Consider the following 20,246-nt stretch of genomic DNA (forward strand, 5'->3'; position numbering starts at 1 on the left):
AGCCGGCTCAGCAGGGCCTGTCGGACGGCTTCCGTCTTGGTCTTGGCATGGGTGAGGCGCGGAACTTCCTCGGCAAGGGCAGCCACTTCCGCATCGCGCATGAACAGCGCCATCGCATATCTCCCCACGCTATCGGGATAGCGTGGGGAAATACGCACGACGCTGGCTGCGCCTCAGGCCAGCACTTCCTTGTTGATGACGTTCTCGCGGATGGGGGCGCCGTCGAAGACGCTCAGCACGTTGCGGCTCGACGCCTCGGCCATGCGCTCGACGGCCTCGGCGGTGACGCCGGCCATGTGCGGGGCGCTGATGACGCTGTCGAGCTTCAGCAGCGGATGGTTCGGATCGGGCGGCTCCTGGGCATAGACGTCGAGGCCGGCGCCGGCGATCCCGCCCGAGGTCAGGGCGGCGTGGAGCGCCGTCTCGTCGACGATGCCGCCGCGGGCGGTGTTGACGAGGTAGGCGGTCGGCTTCATCCGCGCGAGGCGGGCGGCACCGATCAGGCCCACCGTCTCCGGCGTCTTCGGGCAGTGCAGGGTCAGGAAGTCGGCACGGGCGAGCGCCGCGTCGAGGTCGGGCGCCGGCTCGCAGCCGGCCGCGCGGATCGAGACTTCGGAGACATAGGGGTCGTGGACCAGGACCTCCATCTCCATGGCGAGGCAGCGCTTGGCGGTGCGGGTGCCGATGCGGCCGAAGCCGACGATCAGCACCGTCTTGCCGTTGAGGTCGGCCGGCATCTGCTTCATGCGGTCGGCGACCCAGCGGCCCTCCTGGACCAGCCGGTTGAACATGGCGCCGCGCTTGGCCAGCGTCAGCATGAAGAACATCGCCAGTTCGGCGACCGACGGCGAGTTGGCGGTGCCGGCGGTCATCAACGGCACCTTGCGGGCGGTCAAGGTCGGCACGTCGACGGCGTCGTAGCCGACGCCGATGCGGGCGACCACCTGGAGCCCCTGGGTCGCGGCGGATTCCTCGGGACCGAAGGGGGTGGCGCCGAGCACGACCGCGTTGACGGCGCCGTGCTGGCGGAGCAGCGCCTGGAAGTCCGGCCGCTTGATGAAGTTCGGGAAGGTCGCCACCTCGACGTCCTCGCGGGCGCGCAGCAGGGCGAGGCCGGCCTTGCCCATGGTGTCGGGCACCAGGACCTTCTTCTTGTTGGTCGCCACGTTTCCTCCGGAAATGCAGAACAGGCAGGGGAAGGGGCGCCACTATAGGCCCGTGGCGGCGGCCGTTTCCAGCCGCCGCCCGCGCCATTGGGATCACGGCATCAGCAGGCCGCCGTTGACCTCCAGCACCTGTCCGGTGACGAAGCCCGACATCTCGCCGGAGGCGAGGTAGAGATAGGCGCCGACGCATTCCTCGACGGTGCCGATGCGGCGCATCGGCGTCAGCCGGATCGAGGCCTCGAGCTGGTGGGCGGGCGTCGTCTTGCCCTTGTCGGGCTTGCCGATGACGCCCGGCGCGACGGCGTTCACCCGGATGTTGTGGCGCGCCACTTCCTTGGCGAGGCCGCGGGTGAAGGTCGAGACGAAGGCCTTGGAGGCGGCGTAGAGGGTCGACCGGCTGCCGCCGCCGTTGCGGGCGGCGAGCGAGGTCGTCGAGATGATGGCGCCGCCGCCGGCCGCCTCCATGATCGGCAGGGCCGCGCGCGAGCAGGCGAAGACCGACTGGGCGTTGAGGTCGACGATGCGGTGGTAGAGGTCGTCGTCGACATCGCGCAGCGGCTTGCGTTCGACGACGCCGCCGGCGTTGTTGACCAGGACGTCGAGCCGGCCGAAGGCGGCGTGCGCCTCCTGGACGAGGCGGGCGCAGGCGGCGATGTCGCGGACGTCGCCCTTGAGTACGACGGCACGGCCGCCGGCGGCCTCGACGTCGGCCGCGACCGCCTCGGCCTCGGCGATGCTGCTGTTGCCGTGGACCGCCACCATCATCCCCTGGGCGCCGAAGCCGCGGGCGACCGCCGCGCCGATGCCGGTCGAGGAACCGGTGACCAGGGCCGCCTTGCCGTTCAGATCGTCGATGCGCATTTTTTCATCCTGTCGTTCTCCGCCGCGATCGCATGTAAGCGATTGCATCCGCGGCGGATCTGGCGTTGCATTGGCTCCCGCGGGACGTGCCTTCCGAGTGGGCAGCATGATTATAGGGTTGGCGACCGGCCCGCATCGTGTAACTTATATCCTATATTCTGCCTCACCAACGCGGAACGGGGAATGGAGAGCGCCACAGTTCTGGAGACGACGCCTGTCCCGGCGGCCGATGTCGCGCCGCTGATCTCCGTCGAGGGCCTCAGGGTCGAGTTCTCCACCGGTCGTGGCGTGGTGAAGGCGGTCGACGGGGTCGACTGGCAGGTGCGTCCCGGCGAGACCATGGCGCTCGTCGGCGAGTCCGGCTGCGGCAAGTCGGTGTCGGCGCTGGCGGTGATGCGCCTCCTGGCGAAGCCGGCCGGCCGCATCGCCGGCGGCCGCATCCTGTTCGAGGGCCGCGACCTCCTCGGCCTCTCCGAGAACGAGATGCGCGAGCTCCGCGGCCGCGACATCGCGATGATCTTCCAGGAGCCGATGACCAGCCTGAACCCGATCCTGACAATCGGGCTGCAGATCATGGAGCCCCTGAAGATCCACCTCGGCATGTCCGACGAGCAGGCGACGGCGCGCGCTGTCGAACTGCTCGGGCTGGTCGGCATTCCCGATGCGGAGCGGCGCCTCGGCCAGTACCCGCACCAGTTCTCGGGCGGCATGCGCCAGCGCGTGATGATCGCGATCGGGCTCGCCTGCAATCCCAAGCTCATCATCGCCGACGAGCCGACGACCGCGCTCGACGTCACCATCCAGGCCCAGATCCTGGAGCTGATGAAGGACCTGTCGCGACGCCTCGGCATCACGCTCGTCGTCATCACCCACAATCTCGGCATCGTCGCCCGCTACGCCGACCGGGTCGCCGTCATGTATGCCGGCCGGGTGGTCGAGGAGGGGCCGGCCGAGCGCGTCTTCGGGGCGCCGCGCCACCCCTACACGATCGGCCTGATGCGCTCGGTGCCGCGCCTCGACCGGCCGCGCGACCAGAAGCTCGCCACCATCGAGGGCCTGCCGCCGAACCTGCTGGCGCCGCCCCCGGGCTGCCGCTTCGCGGCCCGCTGTCCCTTCCGCATCGACCAGTGCGCGATCGACCCGCCCTACCACGATGCCGGCGGCGGCCAGCGCGCGGCCTGTCACCGCGCCGAGGAGCTGGCGGGCGGCCTCGCCGAGGCGACGGCTGCGGCGCCTGCCCAGCGCGAGAAGCCGGCCGCGGCGGAGGTGCTGGTCGACGTGCGCGGCCTGACCAAGCATTTCGAGGTCCGCGGCCGCGGCCTGCTCGGCGCCAAGGGCGTCGTGCGTGCGGTCGAGAACGTCTCCTTCCAGATCGAGCGCGGCCGCACGCTGGGCCTCGTCGGCGAATCCGGCTGCGGCAAGACCACGATCGGCCGCACCATCCTGCGCCTGGAGGACGCGACCGGCGGCGAGGTGCGTTTCGGCGGCGAGGACCTGGTCACCGCGTCGCGTTCCCGCATGAAGGAACTGCGGACCAAGATCCAGGTCATCTTCCAGGACCCGTACAGCTCGCTCAACCCGCGCATGACGATCGGCGACATCATCGCCGAGCCGCTGGTCTTCCGCCGCGGCGTCCGCCGGCGCGAGGCGCGCGAGCGGGTGGCCGAGTTCCTCGTCCAGGCCGGGCTCTATGCCGACTTCGCCGACCGCTATCCGCATCAGCTCTCGGGCGGGCAGCGTCAGCGCGTCGGCATCGCCCGCGCGCTCGCCATGGATCCCGACTTCATCGTCTGCGACGAGCCGGTGTCGGCGCTCGACGTCTCGATCCAGGGCCAGATCATCAACCTGCTCGACGAGCTGCAGGAGCGGCTGGGCCTGACCTATCTCTTCATCGCCCACGACCTCGCCGTGGTCCGCCACATCTCGCACCGCATCGTCGTCATGTATCTCGGCCGCGTCATGGAGATGGCCGACCGCGACGATCTCTACGGCCAGCCGCTCCACCCCTACACCCAGGCGCTGCTCGATGCGGCGCCGGTGCCCGACCCGGTGCTCGAGCGGGCGCGCAAGCCGCGGGCGCTGAAGGGCGAGCTGCCGTCGCCGCTGGCGCCGCCGTCCGGCTGCGTCTTCCACACGCGCTGCCCGCTGGCGACCGAGGAGTGCCGGCGCGTGGTGCCCGAGGCGCGCGAGGTCCGCCCGGGCCACTTCGCCGCCTGCATCAAGATCTGACGGGGTCGACGCGCCATGCTCCGCTACCTCGCCAAGCGAATCTTCCTGATGGTGCCGACGCTGCTCGGCGTCGCCGTCCTCACCTTCTTCATGCTGCGCGTCGTTCCGGGCGACATCGTCGAGATCAAGCTGCGCGGCGACGGCGGCACCGTCACCCAGGAGGTGATCGAGCGCGAGCGCGAGCGGCTCGGGCTCAACAAGCCGCTCGTGGTCCAGTTCGGCGAGTGGATGAAGGGCCTCGTCACCCTCGATTTCGGCACCTCGATGTGGACCGGCCGCGCCGTCATCGAGGAGATCGGCATCCGCATCGGCCTGACCTTGCAGGTCGCCGTCATGGCGGCCGTCATATCCGTGCTCATAGCCCTGCCGCTGGGAACGATCTCGGCGCTCTTCCGCGACACCTGGATCGACTACGCGGTGCGCGTGGTCACCATCGCCGGGCTGGCGGTGCCGGCCTTCTGGCTCGGCATGCTGATGATCATGGCGCTGCTGACCTTCTTCGCCTGGTCGCCGCCGGTCACCTACACGCCCTTCCTCCAGGACCCGCTCGCCAACCTGTCGCAGCTGGTCTGGCCGGCGCTCGCCGTCGGCTACCGCTACTCGGCGGTGGTGGCGCGCATGGTGCGGTCCTCGATCATCGAGGTGATGAAGGAGGACTACATCCGCACCGCGCGCGCCAAGGGGGTGTACGAGCGCCTCGTCGTCGGCCGCCACGCCATGCGCAACGCGCTGCTGCCGGCGATCACCGTGGTCGGGCTCGAGTTCGCCTTCCTCATCGGCGGTCTCGTCGTCACCGAGCAGGTCTTCAACCTCAACGGCATCGGCCGGCTCTTCGTCGAGGCGGTGAGCCGCAACGACTTCATCATCGTGCAGACCCTGGTGCTGCTGATCGCCGTCATGTTCACCGTCGTCAACCTCGTGATCGACCTGCTCTACGGCGTGCTCGATCCGCGCATCCGCTACGCCTGACGGGAGGCCGCCGATGACCGTCGCCGTCCCCAGCGTCGCCGCGCCGCGCTACCGTCGCGCCAACCCGATCCTCGCCTTCATCCGCTTCCAGCCGCTGGGTGCGGCGGGCCTGCTCGTGATCCTCGTCATGGGCACGGCAGCGATCTTCGCCGACGTCATCGCCCCCTACGACCCGGAGGCGATCGACTTCGCCGCCATGCTGACGGCGCCCTCCTGGGAGCACCCGTTCGGCACCGACGCCTTCGGGCGCGACATCCTGACCCGCATCATCTACGGCGCCCGCACGGCGCTCACGATCGGCTTCGTCTCGTCCTTCGTCGGCTGTTCGCTGGGGGCCGTCATCGGCGTCACCTCGGCCTATTTCGGCGGCCGGGTCGATCTCGCGATCCAGCGCTTCATCGACGTCCTGCTGTCCTATCCGATCATCGTCCTGGCGCTGGTCGTGGTCGCCGTGCTCGGCCACCAGCCGGTGGGCGGCATCGACATCAACCTGATCTGCGCCATCGCCATCCCGATCGTGCCGCGCGTCGCCCGCGTCGTCCGTTCCTCGGCGCTGGCGATCCGCGAGATGCCCTACGTCGACGCGGCGCGGGCCGGCGGCTACTCGGACGCCCACATCATCTTCCGGCACATGCTGCCGAACGTGCTGGCGCCCTACCTCATCATGCTGACCGCCTACGTCGCGCAGGCGATCCTGCTCGAGGCGTCGCTGTCCTTCCTCGGCCTCGGCGTCAGCGAGCCGAAGCCGGCCTGGGGCCTGATGCTCTCCGGCGACTCCTCCAACTTCTACCAGGAGGCGCCGTGGATGATTCTCTTCCCGGGCGCCGCCATCTCGCTCGCCGTCTTCTCCTTCAATCTCTTCGGCGATTCCCTGCGCGACTGGCTGGATCCGAAGTTCAAGACCTGAGCCGACTTCGCCAAACACCCCCCGGGAGGACAGGAACCATGAAAGCGCTCACATCCGCGATCGCCGCCGCGATCGTCGCCACGCTGCCGATCGGGGCGCTGGCGGAGACACCGCAGCGGGGCGGCACCCTGAACTGGGCGATCATCGCCGAGCCGCCGACCTACGACTGCCACGCGACCGGGACCTTCGCCGTGATGCAGCGGGTCGCACCGCACTATTCGACCCTGCTGAAGTTCGAGCCCGGCAAGTATCCGAACATCGTCGGCGACCTCGCCCAGAGCTGGACGGTCTCGCCGGACAGCCTGACCTACACCTTCAAGCTGCACCCGAACGTCAAGTTCCACGACGGCACGGTCCTGACCTCGGCCGACATCAAGGCGACCTACGACCGGATCATCAACCCGCCCGAGGGCGTGGTGTCGAACCGGCAGGCGTCGTTCGTGAAGGTCGCCGGGGTCGAGGCGCCGGACCCGCTGACGGTCGTCTTCCGGATGAAGGAGGTCGACGCGTCGATGATGACAAACTTCGCCTCGCCCTGGAACTGCGTCTACAGCGCGGCGCGGCTGAAGGCCGATCCCAACTTCCCGGCCAAGAACATCATCGGCACCGGGCCGTTCAAGTTCGTCGAGCACGTCGCCGGCTCGCACTGGTCGGGCGAGCGGTTCCAGGACTATTTCCGCAAGGACCGCCCCTTTCTCGACGGCTTCCGCTCGGTCACCATGACCTCCGCGGCGCGGGTGAACGCGCTCGCCGGCGGCCAGATCGACGCCGAGTTCCGCGGCTTCTCGCCCACCGAGCGCGACCGGATCGTGCGTTCGCTCGGCAAGGACGCGAACGTGCTGGAGGAGAGCTGGCTCCTCCACATGATCATCACCTTCAACACCGAGCGGAAGCCGTTCGACGATCCGCGCGTGCGGCGCGCGCTGTCGCTGGCGCTCGACCGCTGGGGCGGTTCGACGTCGCTCAGCAAGATCTCCCTGCTGGGCGCGCCCGGCGGCATGGTGCGGCCGGGCAGCGAATGGTCGGCGAGCCCCAAGGAGATGGAGAAGTGGCCGGGCTACGGCCGCGACATGGCGGCCAACCGGGCCGAGGCGAAGCGCCTGCTGAAGGAGGCCGGGCAGGAGAACCTGACCTTCACCTTGATGGACCGCAACATCGCCCCCTACGTCACCGCCGGGATCTTCGCCATCGACCAGTGGCGCCAGATCGGCGTCAAGGTCGAGCACAAGCAGGTCGAGCTCGCGAGCTGGTACTCGCTCCAGAACAGCGGCGACTTCGACGTCTTCGTCGATTCCTTCACCCAGTTCAGCGACGATCCGTCGAACGTCCTCTACAAGTACGCGTCCTTCGACCGGTCGCCGGTAGCGGTCCATCGCGCCATCGACCGCGAGCTCGACCGGCTCTTCGACGAGCAGGCACGGACGGCGGACAAGGCCAAGCGCATCGAGCTCGTCCGCGCCTTCGAGAACCGCGCCATGGAGCAGGCCTATTCGGTGCCGCTGCTGTGGTGGCAGCGCATCGTCGTCATGAACCAGCGCGTGAAGGGCTGGACCATGTCGCCGACCCACATGATCTACCAGGACCTCGGCGACGTCTGGCTCGCTGGCAACAAGTAGGGCGCCTGCGGCCGGCGGCGCTCAGTCACCGCCGGCCGCGGCCTTCCGGTCCGCTCCGTTCCCCGCCCCGCCGTCGAGCCAGCCATGTGCATGCAGTTCGGTCCAGCCGCTGCGGATGTGGTCGACCATCGCCTCGATCGCGCCCTCCCGGTCGCCGGCCTCGACGCGGGCGAGGAAGCGCTCGTGCTCGTCGATGTGGCGCATCCGCCGGCCGCCGAGCTCCTGGTAGATGAACGGGTACTTGGCCCACAGCACGCGCACGAACTTCAGCGTCTGCGGCCGGTCGGCGAGTTCGTAGAGCCGGAAATGGAAGCGGAAGTTGGCGGTCCGCGTCGCCAGCCGGTCGCGGCCGCGGGTCAGCTCCGAGACCACCCGCTGGAACCCCTTCATCTCCTCCAGGTGCTGGGGCGTCACGTTCGGCAGCGCGAAGGCGGTGAGGTCGCGTTCCAGCATCAGTCGCAGGTCGAAGATCTCCTGCGTCTCCGCCGGGTCGAACTGCGGCACCAGCAGGCCGCGATGGGAGAGCCCGGAGATGTAGCCCTCGGCCTCGAGGATGTGCAGGGCCTCGCGAACCGGGGTGATCGAGACGCCGAGTTCCTCGGCGATCTCGGACTGCTTCAGCTTGGTGCCGCGGGCATAGACGCCGGCGATCACCCGCTCGCGCAGGATGTCCGCCACCTGGTCCTGTTTGGTCCGGAAGGTCATCGCGCGTCCGGTTCCTCTCGTCTGAGCCCGCATCTCGCTGTCCATTCTAGCGGATTTTCCCGTTCCTCGGATTCGGCGCGGCCGCGCCGCCCGGGCGGGGATTCCGCTTGGTGTCGGTACTTACAGAATATATTTTATAACCAGAATGTCGAGCGACCGTGCGGCAGTGCCGCCGCGGACCTCGCGTCGCAGCACTACGGGAAAGACCGGTGATGGAAGCGTTTCGTCCCTACACGGGGATCCGGGTCCTCGACCTGACCCACAATCTCGGGCGCTACGCCACGCGGCTGTTCGGCGACCTCGGCGCCGAGGTGATCCGGGTCGAACCGCCGGAGGGCCTGCCCGACCGGCGGCAGGCCGAGCAGCCCGGGCGCAACAGCCCCGACTATGCCTTCGGCTTCTTCAACGCCAGCAAGCGCAGCGTCGTCCTCGACCTCGCCGCCGAGCGCGGGCGCGCGACCTTCGCCGCGATGGCGAAGGACGCCCACATCGTCTTCCTCGAGCGCGGCGCGCCGCTCGCGGACGAGATCGCCTGGGTGCGCGCGCAGAATCCGCAGGCGGTCGTGACCATCGTCTCGCCCTATGGGTTGGGCGGCCCGTGGGAGCAGGCGGCGGCGAGCGACCTCGTGCTGCAGGCGGCGGGGGGCATCGCCTGGATGACCGGACGCGAGGGCGAACCGCCGCTCCGCCTGCCGGTCGACCAGTCGGTGATGATCACCTCGGTCTACGCCGCGGTCGCCACGGCGATGTGCCTGTTCGACGCCGAGACCGGCGGCACCGGCCACGTCGTCGACGTCTCGGCCCAGGAATGCATCGCCCACTCCCTGCAGAACGCGCTCCAGGTCTGGGACCTCGAGCGGCGCATCTCGCACCGCGCCGGCGAGGGCACCCGCGACGCCAGCGAGGACATCTACGCCTGCAAGGACGGCCAGGTGTTCCTCGCCTCGCCGCCGACGCTCGGCATTTCCTGGAAGCAGATCCTGGCCTGGATGGCCGAGACCGGCCACCCGTCGCTGGAGGAGTTCGGCAAGGAGCGCTGGCTCGACCGCCGCTGGCGCCAGACCGCCGAGGCGAAGGCGCTCTTCCGGCCGCTCTTCGAGGCCTTCATCGGCCGCTACACCCGCGACGAACTGCTGGCCGAGGCGCTGAAGCGCAAGGTCGTGATGGCGCCCGTCGCCCGCATCGCCGACGTCCTCGGCGACCGCCAGCTCGCCTATCGCAAGTACTTCATCCAGATGGACGACCCGCGGTTCGAGCGCCCGGTGCAGTTCCCGGGCGCGCCCTACAAGCTCTCCGAACCGGTGTGGGCGGCGACGCCCGCGCCGGCTCTCGGCGACCGCGGCTAGACGAACGAGGAGAGGGCAGGACCATGCGACCCGACTTCCTGCGCGGCATCCGCTTCGCGGACTTCACCTGGGCCGGCGCCGGCCCGTTCGGCACCAAGGTCTTCTCCGATTTCGGGGCCGAGGTCCTCAAGGTCGAGAGCATGTCGCGGCCGGACCCGGTGCGCCGCGGCGTGCCCTACAAGGACGGCATCGCCGGCATCAACCGCAGCGGCTACTTCGCCTCGCGCAACACCGGCAAGAAGAGCGTCGCGATCAACCTCAAGGAGCCGGACGGTCTGGAGCTGGCGCGCGCGCTGGTCGCCCAGTCCGACGTCGTCAGCAACAATTTCGGACCGGGCGCGATGGAGCGGCTCGGCCTCGGCTACGACGACCTGAAGAAGATCAAGCCCGACATCATCTACCTGGCGATGCCGATGTACGGCGAGGACGGGCCGTTCTCCTCGCTGCTCGGCGTCGGCATGACGATCAGCGCCGTCACCGGCCTGATGTGGATGACCGCCTATGGCCCGAACGACCCGGTCGGCCCCGGCACCCACTATCCCGACCACGCGGCCAACCCCTACCACGCCGCCTTCGCCGTCCTGGCGGCGCTGCGCTACCGCCGCCACACCGGCCGCGGCATGAAGATCGACCTGTCGCAGATCGAATCGACGGCGAACTTCGTCGGCCCGGCGCTGGTCGAGGCGGCGGCCTCCGGCCGCGAGCCGCCGCAGGTCGGCAACCGCTCGCGCGAGCATGCGCCGCACAACATCTTCCGCTGCCGGGGCGAGGATGCCTGGGTGGCGATCGCGGTCGAGGGCGATGCCGAATGGCTGGCGCTCGCCGCCGCCATGGGCCGCCAGGACCTGGCCGGCCGCGCCGACCTGCGGACGGCCGCCGGCCGGCGCGCCGCGGTGCCGGAGCTGGAGGCCGCGGTCGGCGCCTGGACGGCCGACCGCACGCCGGTCGAGGTCGCGGCCCTGCTCCAGAAGGCGGGGGTCGCCGCGGCGCGCGTCGCCAACTCGCGCGACCTCATCGAGGAGGACCCGCAGCTCGCCGCCCGCGGCTACTGGCAGACTCTCGACCACCCCGAGATCGGGCCGGCGCTCTTCACCTCGCCGCCCTACACGGTCGACGGCGAGCGGGTCGAGCTGAAGCGCCAGCCGCTCTTCGGCGAGCACACGCACGAAATCCTGACCGGCGTCCTCGGCCTCAGCGAGGAGCGCGTGAAGGACCTGAACGATCGGGGTATCCTCGGATGACCAGCGCAGCAGCACCGAAACAGGCGGGGGCCGGGCGTCACCCGAACCCCCGCATCCGCCGCGCCGCCGCCGTCGTCGGCGTCGGCCATACCGACTGGGTCGGCGACTGGAAGCGCACCCGCGCCGGCGAGAAGCCGACCGACGCGCTCGGCTACGGGATGGGCGCCTTCGTCGACGCGCTCGCCGATTCCGGCATCGACCGGTCGATGATCGACGGCCTCATCGTCGGCCCGACGACCGCCTACGAGCGGCTGGCCGAACTGCTCGGCATCAACCCGCGCTGGGGCGACCAGGCCGACGCCGTGCTGTCGGTCCTGCAGGCGGTGCAGGCGATCGAGAGCGGCTTCGCCGATGTCGTGGCGCTGGTCTACGGCAACGACCAGCGCTCGGTCGGCACGCAGTATGGCGGGCCGGACGCGATGGGCGGCAACGCCTTCCTCTCCTACGTCTACCACGCGCCCTGGGGGCTGACCTCGCAGGGCGCGCTCTATGCGCTGACGCTCCAGGCCTACAAGCACGCGCACGGCTTCACCGAGCGCGAGCTGGGCGAGGTGGCGGTCGCGCAGCGCGCCTGGTCGTCGCTGAACCCGAACGCGATCATGCGCGAGCGCATCACCGTCGACGACTACATGGCGTCGCGCTACGTCTGCGAGCCGCTGCACCTCTTCGACTACTGCCTCATCAATGACGGCGGCGTCGCCCTCATCATCGCCGAGGCCTCGATCGCCCGGCGCATCGGCCGCAAGCCGCCGGTCTACATCGAGGCCGCCGGCCGGTCGGACCTCAACCACGGGGCGACCAGCCTGGAGCCGCGCCTGACCGACTTCTACCTGCCGGCCCAGCAGGCGGTCGCGCAGCAGGTCTTCGACATGGCCGGCATGGGGCCGAAGGACATGGACGTGTTCCAGGTCTACGACAGCTTCTCCGTCCATGTGCCGCTGGCGCTCGAGGGCTACGGCTACTGCCGGGTCGGCGAGGCCGGCAAGTTCCTGCGCGAGAGCGGCGTCGGCCCGGGCGGCAGGCTGCCGACCAACACCTCGGGCGGGCACCTCTCCGAGACCTACATGCAGGGCTGGGCGCACCAGATCGAGTGCGTGCGCCAGATCCGCGGCGAGTGCGGCGACCGCCAGGTCGAGAACTGCCGCAACGTCCACTATTCCTCCGACGTCGCCGGCAAGGCCGTCTCGATCGTCTACAGCCGCTAGGGAGGGCCGGGAGCATGGCCGCCGCCGACATCCGCACGCCCCGCCGGGTCATGGGGCTCTACGACAAGCCGATGTGGGAGAGCATCGACCAGAAGGCGATGAAGCTGCAGCGCTGCACACGCTGCGGCAGCTTCCAGTATCCGCCGGGTCCGGGCTGCCCCGCCTGCCTCTCGATGGAACTCGAGTGGGTCCCCGTCTCCGGCCGAGCGACGATCCTTTCCTGGGTCGTCTTTCATCGGCAATATCTGCCGGCCTACCCGGCACCCTACAATTCCATCGCGGTCCGTCTCGCGGAGGGACCGATCATGATCAGCAACCTCGAAGGGGAGAAGCCGTCCGGTTCCTGGATCGGCGAACGGGTCCGGCTCGTCTACGCGACGATGCCGGACGGCGTCGTCCTGCCCCGGTTCGAGCTCGACCGCTAGCGGCGTTGCTGGAAGCGCAAGGAAGGTCACCCATGTCGATCGCAGGTCCGGCCAACGCGGATTTCACCGTCTGGCGCTCGATGATGTTCGTGCCCGTCAACGTCCGGAAATACGTCGACAAGGCACACGAGCGGGGCGCCGATGCCATCATCCTCGACCTCGAGGACAGCATCGCGCCCGACGACAAGGCGGCGGCGCGCGACATGGTGGCGGACGCCGCCCCGCTGGTGTCGCGCTCGGGCGCCGACGTCATCGTGCGCATCAATCGCCCGATCGAACTCGCCATCCGCGACATCGAGACGGTGGTGTCCGCCGGCGTCGAGGCCCTGATGGTGCCGAAGATCGACAGCGCCGGCCATGTCCGCCTGCTGGCCGAACTGGTGGACACGGTCGAGCGCGCCAAGGGCGTGCCCCTCGGCCAGACCAAGTTCATCGCCATGATCGAGACCGCGGCCGCCTTCCCGCGGATGTTCGAGATCGCGTCCGCCCATCCCCGGGTCGTCGCGCTGACGCTGGGCAGCGAGGATTTCGCCTCCTCGCTCGGCGCCGAGCCGGATGCCGAGATGCTGCTCTATCCCAAGCAGCAATGCGTCATCGCCGCGCGCGCGGCGGGCATCGCGCCCGTCGGCACCATCGGCTCGGTCGCCAACTTCGCCGACGTCGAGGGCTACCGGAAGACCATCCGCCGCTCCGCCCGCTTCGGCTTCGAGGGCAGCGCCTGCATCCATCCCAGCACCGTGCCGCTGCTGAACGAGGGCTTCACCCCGGCGGCCGAGGAGGTCGACCGCGCCCACCGCATGGTCGCGGCCTACAAGGAGGCCTATGCCCAGGGCCGCGGCTCGGTGACCTTCGAGGGCAAGATGATCGACATTCCGATCGTCGAGCGCGCCGAACGGCTGATCGATCGCGCCCAGCGCCTCGCCGCCCGCGAAGCCCGGCGGCAGGCGATCCGGGAGGGCCGGTGATGGCCGCGGCGGCGGCGAAGGGGCCGATCGGCCCGCTGACCGGCATCAAGGTCCTCGACCTCACCTCCTATCTCGCCGGTCCCTACGGCTGCACGCTGCTCGCCGATCTCGGCGCCGAGGTCATCAAGATCGAGGCGCCGGCGGGCGACATGATCCGCAACTTCCCGTCGACGATCCCGAACGAGAGCCGGGTCTTCCTCGGCACCAACCGGAACAAGCTCGGCGTCGTCCTCGACCTGAAGAAGAAGGAGGCGCGCGAGGCGCTCGACCGCATGGTCGCCGACGCCGACGTCATCGCCCACAATTTCCGGCCTTCGGTGCCGGACCGGCTCGGCATCGGCTACGAGCGGCTGAAGACGATCAACCCGCGCCTCATCTACGTCTCGCTGACCGGCTTCGGCCAGACCGGGCCGATGGCCGACAATGCCGGCTTCGACCAGGTGCTGCAGACGATGACCGGCATCTGCACCTTCCAGGGCCGGGACGGCGAGCCGCAGGTCGTGCTGGGCTCGATCGTCGACTACTACACCTCGGCACTGCTCGCCTTCGGCGTCTCCTCCGCGCTCTATCACCGCGAGCGCACCGGCGAGGGCCAGTTCGTCGGCCTGTCGCTGCTGCGCACGGCGCTCGCCATGCAGGCGGGCCGGTTCGTCTGGGCCGAGGGGGAGGGCAGGGAGGCGGCCCGCGACCTGCGCTCGGGCGGGCTCACCGGCATCCACCCGACCAAGGACGGGCACATCTACATCTCCGCCCACTCGCCGCATTTCTGGGAAGCGCTGTGCGAGCTGATCGGCATGCCCGACCTCGCCCGGCACCCGCGCTACGACACCATGCGCAAGCGGGCCGAGCATGCGCACGAGATCCTGCCGCGGATGCGCGAGCTCCTGCTCGCCCATACCGCCGACGAGTGGGAGGAGATCTTCGGGCAGCGCGTGCCGTGCTCGAAGGCGCACCCGATCGAGGACATGTTCGACCATCCCCAGGTCCTCGACCAGAAGCTGGTGGCGACCATGCAGCACCCGGCGCTCGGCTCCTACCGCGGCTTCGGCAAGCCGGTCGAGTTCGGCACCACGCCGGGGCCCGACCAGTTCGGCGCGCCCGGCTTCGGCCAGCACACCGACCAGGTGCTCGCCCGCTACGGCTACAGCGAAGAAGAGATCGCGAGGATGCGCGCCGACGGCGCCATCATCTGACGACCACCAGCGACGGAGGAAACGATGCTCGGAAGGACGATCGGTGCGGCGGCGCTGGCCGCGCTGCTGGCGGCGCCTGTGGCCGAGGCCCAGGCGCCCGCCAGGGGCGGCACCCTGACCTATGCCGTCCAGGGGGACACCTCGACCCTCGACTGCCACGCCGCGTCGAGCTTCTCGAACATCCACTACCTGGCGCCGCACTATTCCCTGCTCGCCAAGTTCGATCCCAAGGACTACCCGAAGATCGTCCCCGACGTGGCGGAGAGCTGGACCGTCTCGGCCGACGGCCTGACCTACACGTTCCGGATCCGGGACGGGGTCAAGTTCCATGACGGCTCGACCCTGACCGCGAAGGACGTCAAGGCGACCTACGAGCGCATCTGGAAGCCGGGCCCCGGCGTCGTCTCGGTGCGCGCCGCCCTCTTCGAGGACCTGACTTCGATCGAGGCGCCGGACGCCAGGACCGTCGTCTTCCGCATCAAGGCGCCCAACGCCGGCATGCTGTCGCAGTTCGCCAGCCCCTGGAACTGCCTCTACTCGGCGGCGAAGCTGGAGGCGGACCCGCTCTTCCCGACGAAGACGGTGATGGGCACCGGCCCCTTCGTCTTCGTCGAGCGGGTCGCCGGCTCGCACTGGATCGGCAAGCGCTTCGACGACTATTTCCGCCCGGGCCTGCCCTATCTCGACGGTTTCCGCGCCCAGGCGATGGCCGCCACCGCGATCGTCAACGCGCTCGCCGGCGGCCAGATCCAGGCCGAGTTCCGCGGCTTCGCCCCGGCCGACGCGGCCCGCCTCAAGACCGCCCGCGGCGACCAGATCGGGTTCGCCGAAGGCGAGTGGCTCGCCCACTTCTTCTTCTCCTTCAATGCCGAGAAGAAGCCCTTCGACGACATCCGGGTGCGCCGGGCGCTGACGCTCGCCGTCGACCGCTGGGGCGGCGCCGGGCCGATGTCGCGCATCACCTTCCTCAAGTATGTCGGTGGCCTGATGCGGCCCGGCTCGGACATGGCGCTGCGCGGCGACGCGCTGAACGACCTGCCCGGCTTCTCGAAGGACATCAAGGCGGCGCGCGAGGAGGCGAAGCGGCTGCTGAAGGAGGCGGGCGTGCCCAACCTCTCCTTCAAGCTGACCAACCGGGTGACGGCGCCCTTCATCCCGCTCGGACTCTTCCTGATCGACCAGTGGCGGCAGATCGGCGTCACCGCCGAGCACCAGCAGCTCGACACCGCGCAGTGGCTGGCGACGCGCCGGTCGGGCAACTTCGAGGTCCTGGTCGATTCCCAGGCGGAGTGGAACGACGACCCGTCCGTCCAGCTCAACCGCTACCTGTCGTTCGACAAGTCGGACGCCAACGTCTCGCGCTACATCGACCGCAAGGTCGACGACCTCTACGACCGGCAGAAGCTGGCGCTCGACGTGAAGGAGCGCGAGAAGCTGGTGGTCGAGCTGCAGCGGCACCTGATCCAGCAGGTCTATTCGGCGCCGGGCTTCTGGTCGGCCCGCAACGTCGCGCTCGACGCCAAGGTCCAGGGCTGGGTCAACCTGCCGAGCCACATGCTGAACCAGGATCTCGCCGAGATCTGGCTGAAGCCGTGACCCGGTCCTGAGGGAGCATCGTCCATGGCACTGTTCCGCACGCTTCTCTTCGCGCCCGGCAACCACGCCCGCCGGGTCGAGAAGGTCTTCACCGTCGGCGCCGACGGCGTCATCCTCGACCTCGAGGACGCGGTCGCCGTCGCCGAGAAGCCGGGAACGCGCAAGCTGATCGTGGCCGCCCTGCAGCGGCCGCGCACCTGCCGTGCCTACGTCCGGGTCAATGCCATGGACACGCCCTTCTGCTACGCCGACCTCGTCGAGGTGGTGGGGCCGGGGCTCGACGGCATCATCCTGCCGAAGGTCGAGACCGCCTCGGGCCTGCTCGCGATCGACTGGGTGCTGGAGCAGCTCGAGCGCGAGCGCGGGCTCGCCCGGCGGAGCATCGACCTCGTCCCGATCATCGAGACCGCCCGCGGCATCGCCAACCTGCGGGAGATCATGGGCGCCGGCAGCCGCGTCCGCCGCTGCTCGTTCGGTGCCGGCGACTTCACCTTCGACGCCAATGTCGTGTGGACGCGCGACGAGGCGGAACTCGCCCACGCCCGCGCCCAGATGGTGATCCAGTCCAAGGCGAACGGGCTGGAGGCGCCGCTCGATTCGGTCTGGGTCGACCTCCAGGACATGGACGGGCTGGAGGCGTCGGCCAAGGCGGTCAAGCGCATGGGTTTCCAGGGCAAGACCTGCATCCATCCGAACCAGATCCCGGTCATCAACCGGGTGTTCAGCCCGACCCCGGAGGAACTCGCCTTCGCGCGCAAGGTGGTCGACGCCTTCGCCGCCGCCGAGGCGGCCGGCTCGGCCGCCTTCCAGATCGACGGCAAGTTCGTCGACTATCCGATCGTCTACCGCGCCCAGCGCATCGTGAAGGACCAGGAGGAGATCGAGGCGGCGGGCCGCGCCGCCGGCTGATCCGGCCGCGTCGGACGCGCACCACTCCGCCGACAAGGGGGAAGAGCCCCGTGACACCCGAGACATCCCTGACGCCCTGGACCGGGCTCGCCGGCGGCGGCCTCATCGGCCTCGCCGCCGCGCTGCTCATGCTGTTCGAAGGCCGCGTCGCCGGCATCAGCGGACTCGCCGCCCGCCTGCTCGGGCCGGCCGCGACCGGGACCCGGCTGCGCGCCGCGGCGTTCCTCGCCGGGCTGGTGGCGGCGCCGCTGCTGGTCCTGGCGGCCGGCCATCCGGTTCCGCAGACGGTGCCGGACGATGCCGTGCTCCTGGCGGTGGCCGGCCTGCTGGTGGGCTTCGGGACGGTGCTCGGCGGCGGCTGCACCAGTGGTCATGGCGTCTGCGGCATCGCGCGCCTGTCGCCGCGCTCGCTGGCGGCGACGGCGATCTTCATGGCGACGGCGCTGGCGACCGTCTTCGCCGTGCGCCATCTCGGGATCGGCTGATGGGCGGCGTCCTGGCGCATCTCGCGGCGGGGCTGATCTTCGGCGCCGGCCTCGCCGTGTCCGGCATGATGGATCCCGCCAAGGTGCGCAATTTCCTCGATGTCGCCGGCGCCTGGGATCCGACGCTGGCGTTCGTGATGGCCGGCGCGGTGGCCGTCGCCTTCCTCGGCTACCGGCTCGCCTCCGCCCGGCAGCGCCCGCTCCTGGCCGAGCGCTTCCATCTGCCGACCCGCACCGGGATCGACACCCGACTGGTCGCCGGGGCGGCGATCTTCGGCATCGGCTGGGGCCTGGTGGGCTTCTGTCCGGGCCCGGCGCTGGCCTCGCTCGGACTCTCCGGCAGGGCCTGGGTCTTCGTCGCCGCAATGGCGATCGGCATGGTGGCGGCCCGCCTCGTGCAGGACAAGACCGGGACGGCGTGACGACACTGGCGGGAAGGGGGCGGACGATGGGTGCGCTGGACGGCAAGGTCGCCCTGGTCACGGGCGCGGGCAGGAACATCGGCCGGGCGATCGCGCTGGCGCTGGCGCGCGACGGGGCGGCGGTCGCCGTCAACGGTCGCGGCGACCGGGCGGCGGTCGAGGGGGTGGTGGCCGAGATCGCGGCGGCCGGCGGGCGCGCCGTCCCCGTCATGGGCGACGTCTCCGACGAGGCGCAGGTGGCCGCGATGGTCGAGCGCACCGCGGCCGAGTTCGGCGGCATCGACATCCTGGTCAGCAATGCCGGGCTGCGGCGCCAGACGCCCTTCCTCGAGATCTCGCTGGCGGAGTGGCGGGAGATCCTGTCGGTCGCGCTCGACGGCGCCTTCCTCCTGTCGCGGGCGGCGGTGCCGCACATGATCCGGCGCGGCGGCGGCGCCTTCGTCGCGCTGTCCGGCATCTCCAACCATGTCGGCACGCCCAACCGCTGCCACGTCTCCGCCTCGAAGGCGGGGCTGGAGGGCCTCGTCCGGTCGCTCGCGGTCGAACTGGCGCCGCACCGCATCACCTGCAACTGCGTCGCGCCCGGCGCCATCGACACTGCCCGCGGGGTCTCGGCCGGACCGATGCCGCCGACCCTGATGGCCGGCATCCCGCTCGCCCGCCGCGGCACCGTCGAGGAGATCGCCGGCATGGTGCGCCTGCTCGCCGGGCCCGAGGGCGCCTACGTCACCGGCCAGACCATCCATGTCAACGGCGGCGCCTTCCTCACCTGAAACGGCGCCGGTTTCGCAGGGAACCGAGGCGGCGGTCGCGGAGTTGTCGGACCCGGAGTTTTCGCTCCCGGAGTTCTCGGGCGCGCAATGGAGGGTTGCCCATGAAGAGCCTGCTCGCCGCCGCCGTCCTCGCGATCGCTTCCGGCACGGTCGCGGCGGCGCCGGTCACGATCCGCAACTGCACCGGCGCGCCCGTCGACATCGCCGTCCGCGACGCCGCCGCGCCCCAGGGCGAGGTGCGGTCGGCGATCCAGAACCTGCCGCACGGCGGTACCTGGTCCGGCCAGTGCAGCCCGGCCGCCCAGAGCTGCCTCGTCCAGGTCGACCGCTACCTCGCCGGGGCGATCAACGTCGTCACCGCCGGTACCGTCTGCGTCGTGCCGACGACTTCGGACACCGTCCTGCCCCTGCCGATGAACGCCTGCCCCTGCTGACGCGGTGGAGGCGGGCGGATCACCCGCCCGTCTTCGCCTTGTGCTTCTCGATCTCGCCCATGACGGCGGCCATCGACTGCGCCTTGTAATTGTCGCTGTGGCTGGTGGCGATGTCGTAGCTGAGGCGGCGCAGCGCGTTGGAATCGCGCTGGAAGTGCGGGTGGACGAAGCGCGCCATCAGCTCGTAGCTGCGCTGGGTGGCCGGCCAGTCGGCCCAGTTGTGGGCGAGCAGCAGCACCGCTCCGAAGCCGCCGTTCGAGCCCATCCACAGCCGCTCGAAATGGCGGATGCAGTCGTCGGGCGTGCCGATGCAGGCGATCCCCTCGCGCGTCAGGTAGTCGAGCGGATCGGTGATCCCGGGCGGGATGATCGGGAAGGTCGCGACGTCGGTGAAATACCGGCAATAGTGCTCGAGGCCGAAGGCGACGTCGCGATGCGCCTGTTCTCGGGTCTCGGCGACGTGGGCGAAGGTGACGATGCGCCACTTCCGCCGGTCGGCGACATGGCCGTTCTGCTCGGCGTTCTGGGTATAGATACCCCAGTTGCTGGCGTGCGCCTTGAGCGCGTCGTCCGAGGTGCCGCCGATCGACAGCATGCCGATGCCGTGCCGGCCCGAGGCCACCGCCCCGACCGGCGAGCGGGCGCAGGCGACCGCCATCTCCATCATCGGCTGGGTGTAGGGCGGAAGCTGGACCTGGGCCGCCTGCAGGTCGAACCAGTCGGTCTTCTTCGTCACCGACCGGCCCTGCATCAGCTCCATCAGCACGTCGAGCGCCTCGTTCATGCGCGGGCGCTGCGC

20 protein-coding genes are annotated in these 20,246 nt (G+C 70.1%); 16 read left to right on the top strand and 4 right to left on the bottom strand.

Going from position 1 to position 20,246, the window contains the following annotated elements; all coding sequences use genetic code 11:
* Window positions 1-173: 173 nt before the first annotated feature.
* Complete coding sequence (locus ACE3Q3_RS03065; RefSeq protein WP_374441628.1) at window positions 174-1,166, bottom strand: hydroxyacid dehydrogenase; 993 nt, start codon at window positions 1,164-1,166, stop codon at window positions 174-176.
* A gap of 93 nt (window positions 1,167-1,259) precedes the next feature.
* Window positions 1,260-2,027, bottom strand: coding sequence for an SDR family NAD(P)-dependent oxidoreductase (locus ACE3Q3_RS03070; RefSeq protein ID WP_374441631.1), 768 nt, complete (start codon window positions 2,025-2,027; stop codon window positions 1,260-1,262).
* 183 nt (window positions 2,028-2,210) lie between these two features.
* Here ACE3Q3_RS03070 and ACE3Q3_RS03075 point away from each other — a divergent pair, with 183 nt between their 5' ends.
* Genes ACE3Q3_RS03075 through ACE3Q3_RS03090 form a run of 4 tightly spaced genes read left to right on the top strand, consistent with a single transcriptional unit; the run spans window position 2,211 to window position 7,748 of the window.
* Window positions 2,211-4,256 (top strand): dipeptide ABC transporter ATP-binding protein, encoded by a 2,046-nt coding sequence (locus ACE3Q3_RS03075; protein WP_374441633.1) that lies wholly within the window; start codon window positions 2,211-2,213, stop codon window positions 4,254-4,256.
* A gap of 15 nt (window positions 4,257-4,271) precedes the next feature.
* Window positions 4,272-5,225: an ABC transporter permease gene (locus ACE3Q3_RS03080; RefSeq protein WP_374441635.1), complete on the top strand. Its 954-nt coding sequence runs from the start codon at window positions 4,272-4,274 to the stop codon at window positions 5,223-5,225.
* A 13-nt stretch (window positions 5,226-5,238) separates the two neighbouring features.
* Entirely contained in the window at window positions 5,239-6,132 is an 894-nt protein-coding gene (locus ACE3Q3_RS03085) for an ABC transporter permease (protein WP_374441638.1), read from the top strand.
* Window positions 6,133-6,170: 38 nt separating this feature from the next.
* Window positions 6,171-7,748, top strand: a complete 1,578-nt coding sequence (locus tag ACE3Q3_RS03090) for an ABC transporter substrate-binding protein (protein WP_374441641.1) — start codon at window positions 6,171-6,173, stop codon at window positions 7,746-7,748.
* Between the two features lie 21 nt (window positions 7,749-7,769).
* On the opposite strand, the gene ACE3Q3_RS03095 is transcribed toward ACE3Q3_RS03090, so the two are convergent.
* A complete protein-coding gene (locus ACE3Q3_RS03095) occupies window positions 7,770-8,453 on the bottom strand; it encodes a GntR family transcriptional regulator (RefSeq protein ID WP_374441644.1) in 684 nt (227 codons plus the stop codon).
* 212 nt (window positions 8,454-8,665) lie between these two features.
* Between ACE3Q3_RS03095 and ACE3Q3_RS03100 the strand changes: the two genes are divergently transcribed.
* The 12 genes from ACE3Q3_RS03100 to ACE3Q3_RS03155 all read left to right on the top strand — a co-directional run bounded on the left by ACE3Q3_RS03100 (window position 8,666) and on the right by ACE3Q3_RS03155 (window position 19,447).
* Window positions 8,666-9,799: a CaiB/BaiF CoA transferase family protein gene (locus ACE3Q3_RS03100; RefSeq protein ID WP_374441647.1), complete on the top strand. Its 1,134-nt coding sequence runs from the start codon at window positions 8,666-8,668 to the stop codon at window positions 9,797-9,799.
* A 23-nt stretch (window positions 9,800-9,822) separates the two neighbouring features.
* Entirely contained in the window at window positions 9,823-11,040 is a 1,218-nt protein-coding gene (locus ACE3Q3_RS03105) for a CaiB/BaiF CoA transferase family protein (RefSeq protein ID WP_374441649.1), read from the top strand.
* Window positions 11,037-12,245 carry a thiolase family protein gene (locus ACE3Q3_RS03110; protein ID WP_374441652.1) on the top strand — a complete coding sequence of 403 codons (1,209 nt, stop codon included), beginning with the start codon at window positions 11,037-11,039 and terminating at the stop codon, window positions 12,243-12,245. Before ACE3Q3_RS03105 ends, ACE3Q3_RS03110 begins: the two co-directional genes overlap by 4 nt.
* Before the next feature lie 14 nt (window positions 12,246-12,259).
* A complete protein-coding gene (locus ACE3Q3_RS03115; protein ID WP_374441655.1) occupies window positions 12,260-12,670 on the top strand; it encodes a Zn-ribbon domain-containing OB-fold protein in 411 nt (136 codons plus the stop codon).
* Window positions 12,671-12,702: 32 nt separating this feature from the next.
* Entirely contained in the window at window positions 12,703-13,635 is a 933-nt protein-coding gene (locus tag ACE3Q3_RS03120; RefSeq protein WP_374441657.1) for a CoA ester lyase, read from the top strand.
* A complete protein-coding gene (locus ACE3Q3_RS03125; RefSeq protein WP_374441660.1) occupies window positions 13,635-14,828 on the top strand; it encodes a CaiB/BaiF CoA transferase family protein in 1,194 nt (397 codons plus the stop codon). Before ACE3Q3_RS03120 ends, ACE3Q3_RS03125 begins: the two co-directional genes overlap by 1 nt.
* Before the next feature lie 24 nt (window positions 14,829-14,852).
* Complete coding sequence (locus ACE3Q3_RS03130; RefSeq protein WP_374441663.1) at window positions 14,853-16,424, top strand: ABC transporter substrate-binding protein; 1,572 nt, start codon at window positions 14,853-14,855, stop codon at window positions 16,422-16,424.
* 24 nt (window positions 16,425-16,448) lie between these two features.
* Window positions 16,449-17,333: a CoA ester lyase gene (locus ACE3Q3_RS03135; RefSeq protein WP_374441666.1), complete on the top strand. Its 885-nt coding sequence runs from the start codon at window positions 16,449-16,451 to the stop codon at window positions 17,331-17,333.
* A gap of 50 nt (window positions 17,334-17,383) precedes the next feature.
* Complete coding sequence (locus ACE3Q3_RS03140) at window positions 17,384-17,818, top strand: YeeE/YedE family protein (protein ID WP_374441669.1); 435 nt, start codon at window positions 17,384-17,386, stop codon at window positions 17,816-17,818.
* Window positions 17,818-18,240: a DUF6691 family protein gene (locus tag ACE3Q3_RS03145; protein ID WP_374441672.1), complete on the top strand. Its 423-nt coding sequence runs from the start codon at window positions 17,818-17,820 to the stop codon at window positions 18,238-18,240. Before ACE3Q3_RS03140 ends, ACE3Q3_RS03145 begins: the two co-directional genes overlap by 1 nt.
* A gap of 26 nt (window positions 18,241-18,266) precedes the next feature.
* Window positions 18,267-19,013: an SDR family NAD(P)-dependent oxidoreductase gene (locus ACE3Q3_RS03150; RefSeq protein ID WP_374441674.1), complete on the top strand. Its 747-nt coding sequence runs from the start codon at window positions 18,267-18,269 to the stop codon at window positions 19,011-19,013.
* 101 nt (window positions 19,014-19,114) lie between these two features.
* Window positions 19,115-19,447 carry a hypothetical protein gene (locus ACE3Q3_RS03155; protein WP_374441678.1) on the top strand — a complete coding sequence of 111 codons (333 nt, stop codon included), beginning with the start codon at window positions 19,115-19,117 and terminating at the stop codon, window positions 19,445-19,447.
* Window positions 19,448-19,466: 19 nt separating this feature from the next.
* On the opposite strand, the gene ACE3Q3_RS03160 is transcribed toward ACE3Q3_RS03155, so the two are convergent.
* Window positions 19,467-20,246: LLM class flavin-dependent oxidoreductase (locus tag ACE3Q3_RS03160; protein WP_374441681.1), on the bottom strand; the 780-nt coding region annotated here is incomplete at its 5' end.

The organism is Allostella sp. (assembly GCF_041913585.1).
Classification (GTDB): domain Bacteria; phylum Pseudomonadota; class Alphaproteobacteria; order ATCC43930; family Allostellaceae; genus Allostella.

Excerpts from the sequence above, each read along its gene's own strand:
- ACE3Q3_RS03070 (WP_374441631.1), bottom strand. The coding sequence starts at position 2,027 with ATGCGCATCGACGATCTGAACGGCAAGGCGGCCCTGGTCACCGGTTCC.
- ACE3Q3_RS03075 (WP_374441633.1), top strand. The coding sequence starts at position 2,211 with ATGGAGAGCGCCACAGTTCTGGAGACGACGCCTGTCCCGGCGGCCGAT.
- ACE3Q3_RS03080 (WP_374441635.1), top strand. The coding sequence starts at position 4,272 with ATGCTCCGCTACCTCGCCAAGCGAATCTTCCTGATGGTGCCGACGCTG.
- ACE3Q3_RS03085 (WP_374441638.1), top strand. The coding sequence starts at position 5,239 with ATGACCGTCGCCGTCCCCAGCGTCGCCGCGCCGCGCTACCGTCGCGCC.
- ACE3Q3_RS03090 (WP_374441641.1), top strand. The coding sequence starts at position 6,171 with ATGAAAGCGCTCACATCCGCGATCGCCGCCGCGATCGTCGCCACGCTG.
- ACE3Q3_RS03095 (WP_374441644.1), bottom strand. The coding sequence starts at position 8,453 with ATGACCTTCCGGACCAAACAGGACCAGGTGGCGGACATCCTGCGCGAG.
- ACE3Q3_RS03100 (WP_374441647.1), top strand. The coding sequence starts at position 8,666 with ATGGAAGCGTTTCGTCCCTACACGGGGATCCGGGTCCTCGACCTGACC.
- ACE3Q3_RS03105 (WP_374441649.1), top strand. The coding sequence starts at position 9,823 with ATGCGACCCGACTTCCTGCGCGGCATCCGCTTCGCGGACTTCACCTGG.
- ACE3Q3_RS03110 (WP_374441652.1), top strand. The coding sequence starts at position 11,037 with ATGACCAGCGCAGCAGCACCGAAACAGGCGGGGGCCGGGCGTCACCCG.
- ACE3Q3_RS03115 (WP_374441655.1), top strand. The coding sequence starts at position 12,260 with ATGGCCGCCGCCGACATCCGCACGCCCCGCCGGGTCATGGGGCTCTAC.
- ACE3Q3_RS03120 (WP_374441657.1), top strand. The coding sequence starts at position 12,703 with ATGTCGATCGCAGGTCCGGCCAACGCGGATTTCACCGTCTGGCGCTCG.
- ACE3Q3_RS03125 (WP_374441660.1), top strand. The coding sequence starts at position 13,635 with ATGGCCGCGGCGGCGGCGAAGGGGCCGATCGGCCCGCTGACCGGCATC.
- ACE3Q3_RS03130 (WP_374441663.1), top strand. The coding sequence starts at position 14,853 with ATGCTCGGAAGGACGATCGGTGCGGCGGCGCTGGCCGCGCTGCTGGCG.
- ACE3Q3_RS03135 (WP_374441666.1), top strand. The coding sequence starts at position 16,449 with ATGGCACTGTTCCGCACGCTTCTCTTCGCGCCCGGCAACCACGCCCGC.
- ACE3Q3_RS03145 (WP_374441672.1), top strand. The coding sequence starts at position 17,818 with ATGGGCGGCGTCCTGGCGCATCTCGCGGCGGGGCTGATCTTCGGCGCC.
- ACE3Q3_RS03150 (WP_374441674.1), top strand. The coding sequence starts at position 18,267 with ATGGGTGCGCTGGACGGCAAGGTCGCCCTGGTCACGGGCGCGGGCAGG.
- ACE3Q3_RS03155 (WP_374441678.1), top strand. The coding sequence starts at position 19,115 with ATGAAGAGCCTGCTCGCCGCCGCCGTCCTCGCGATCGCTTCCGGCACG.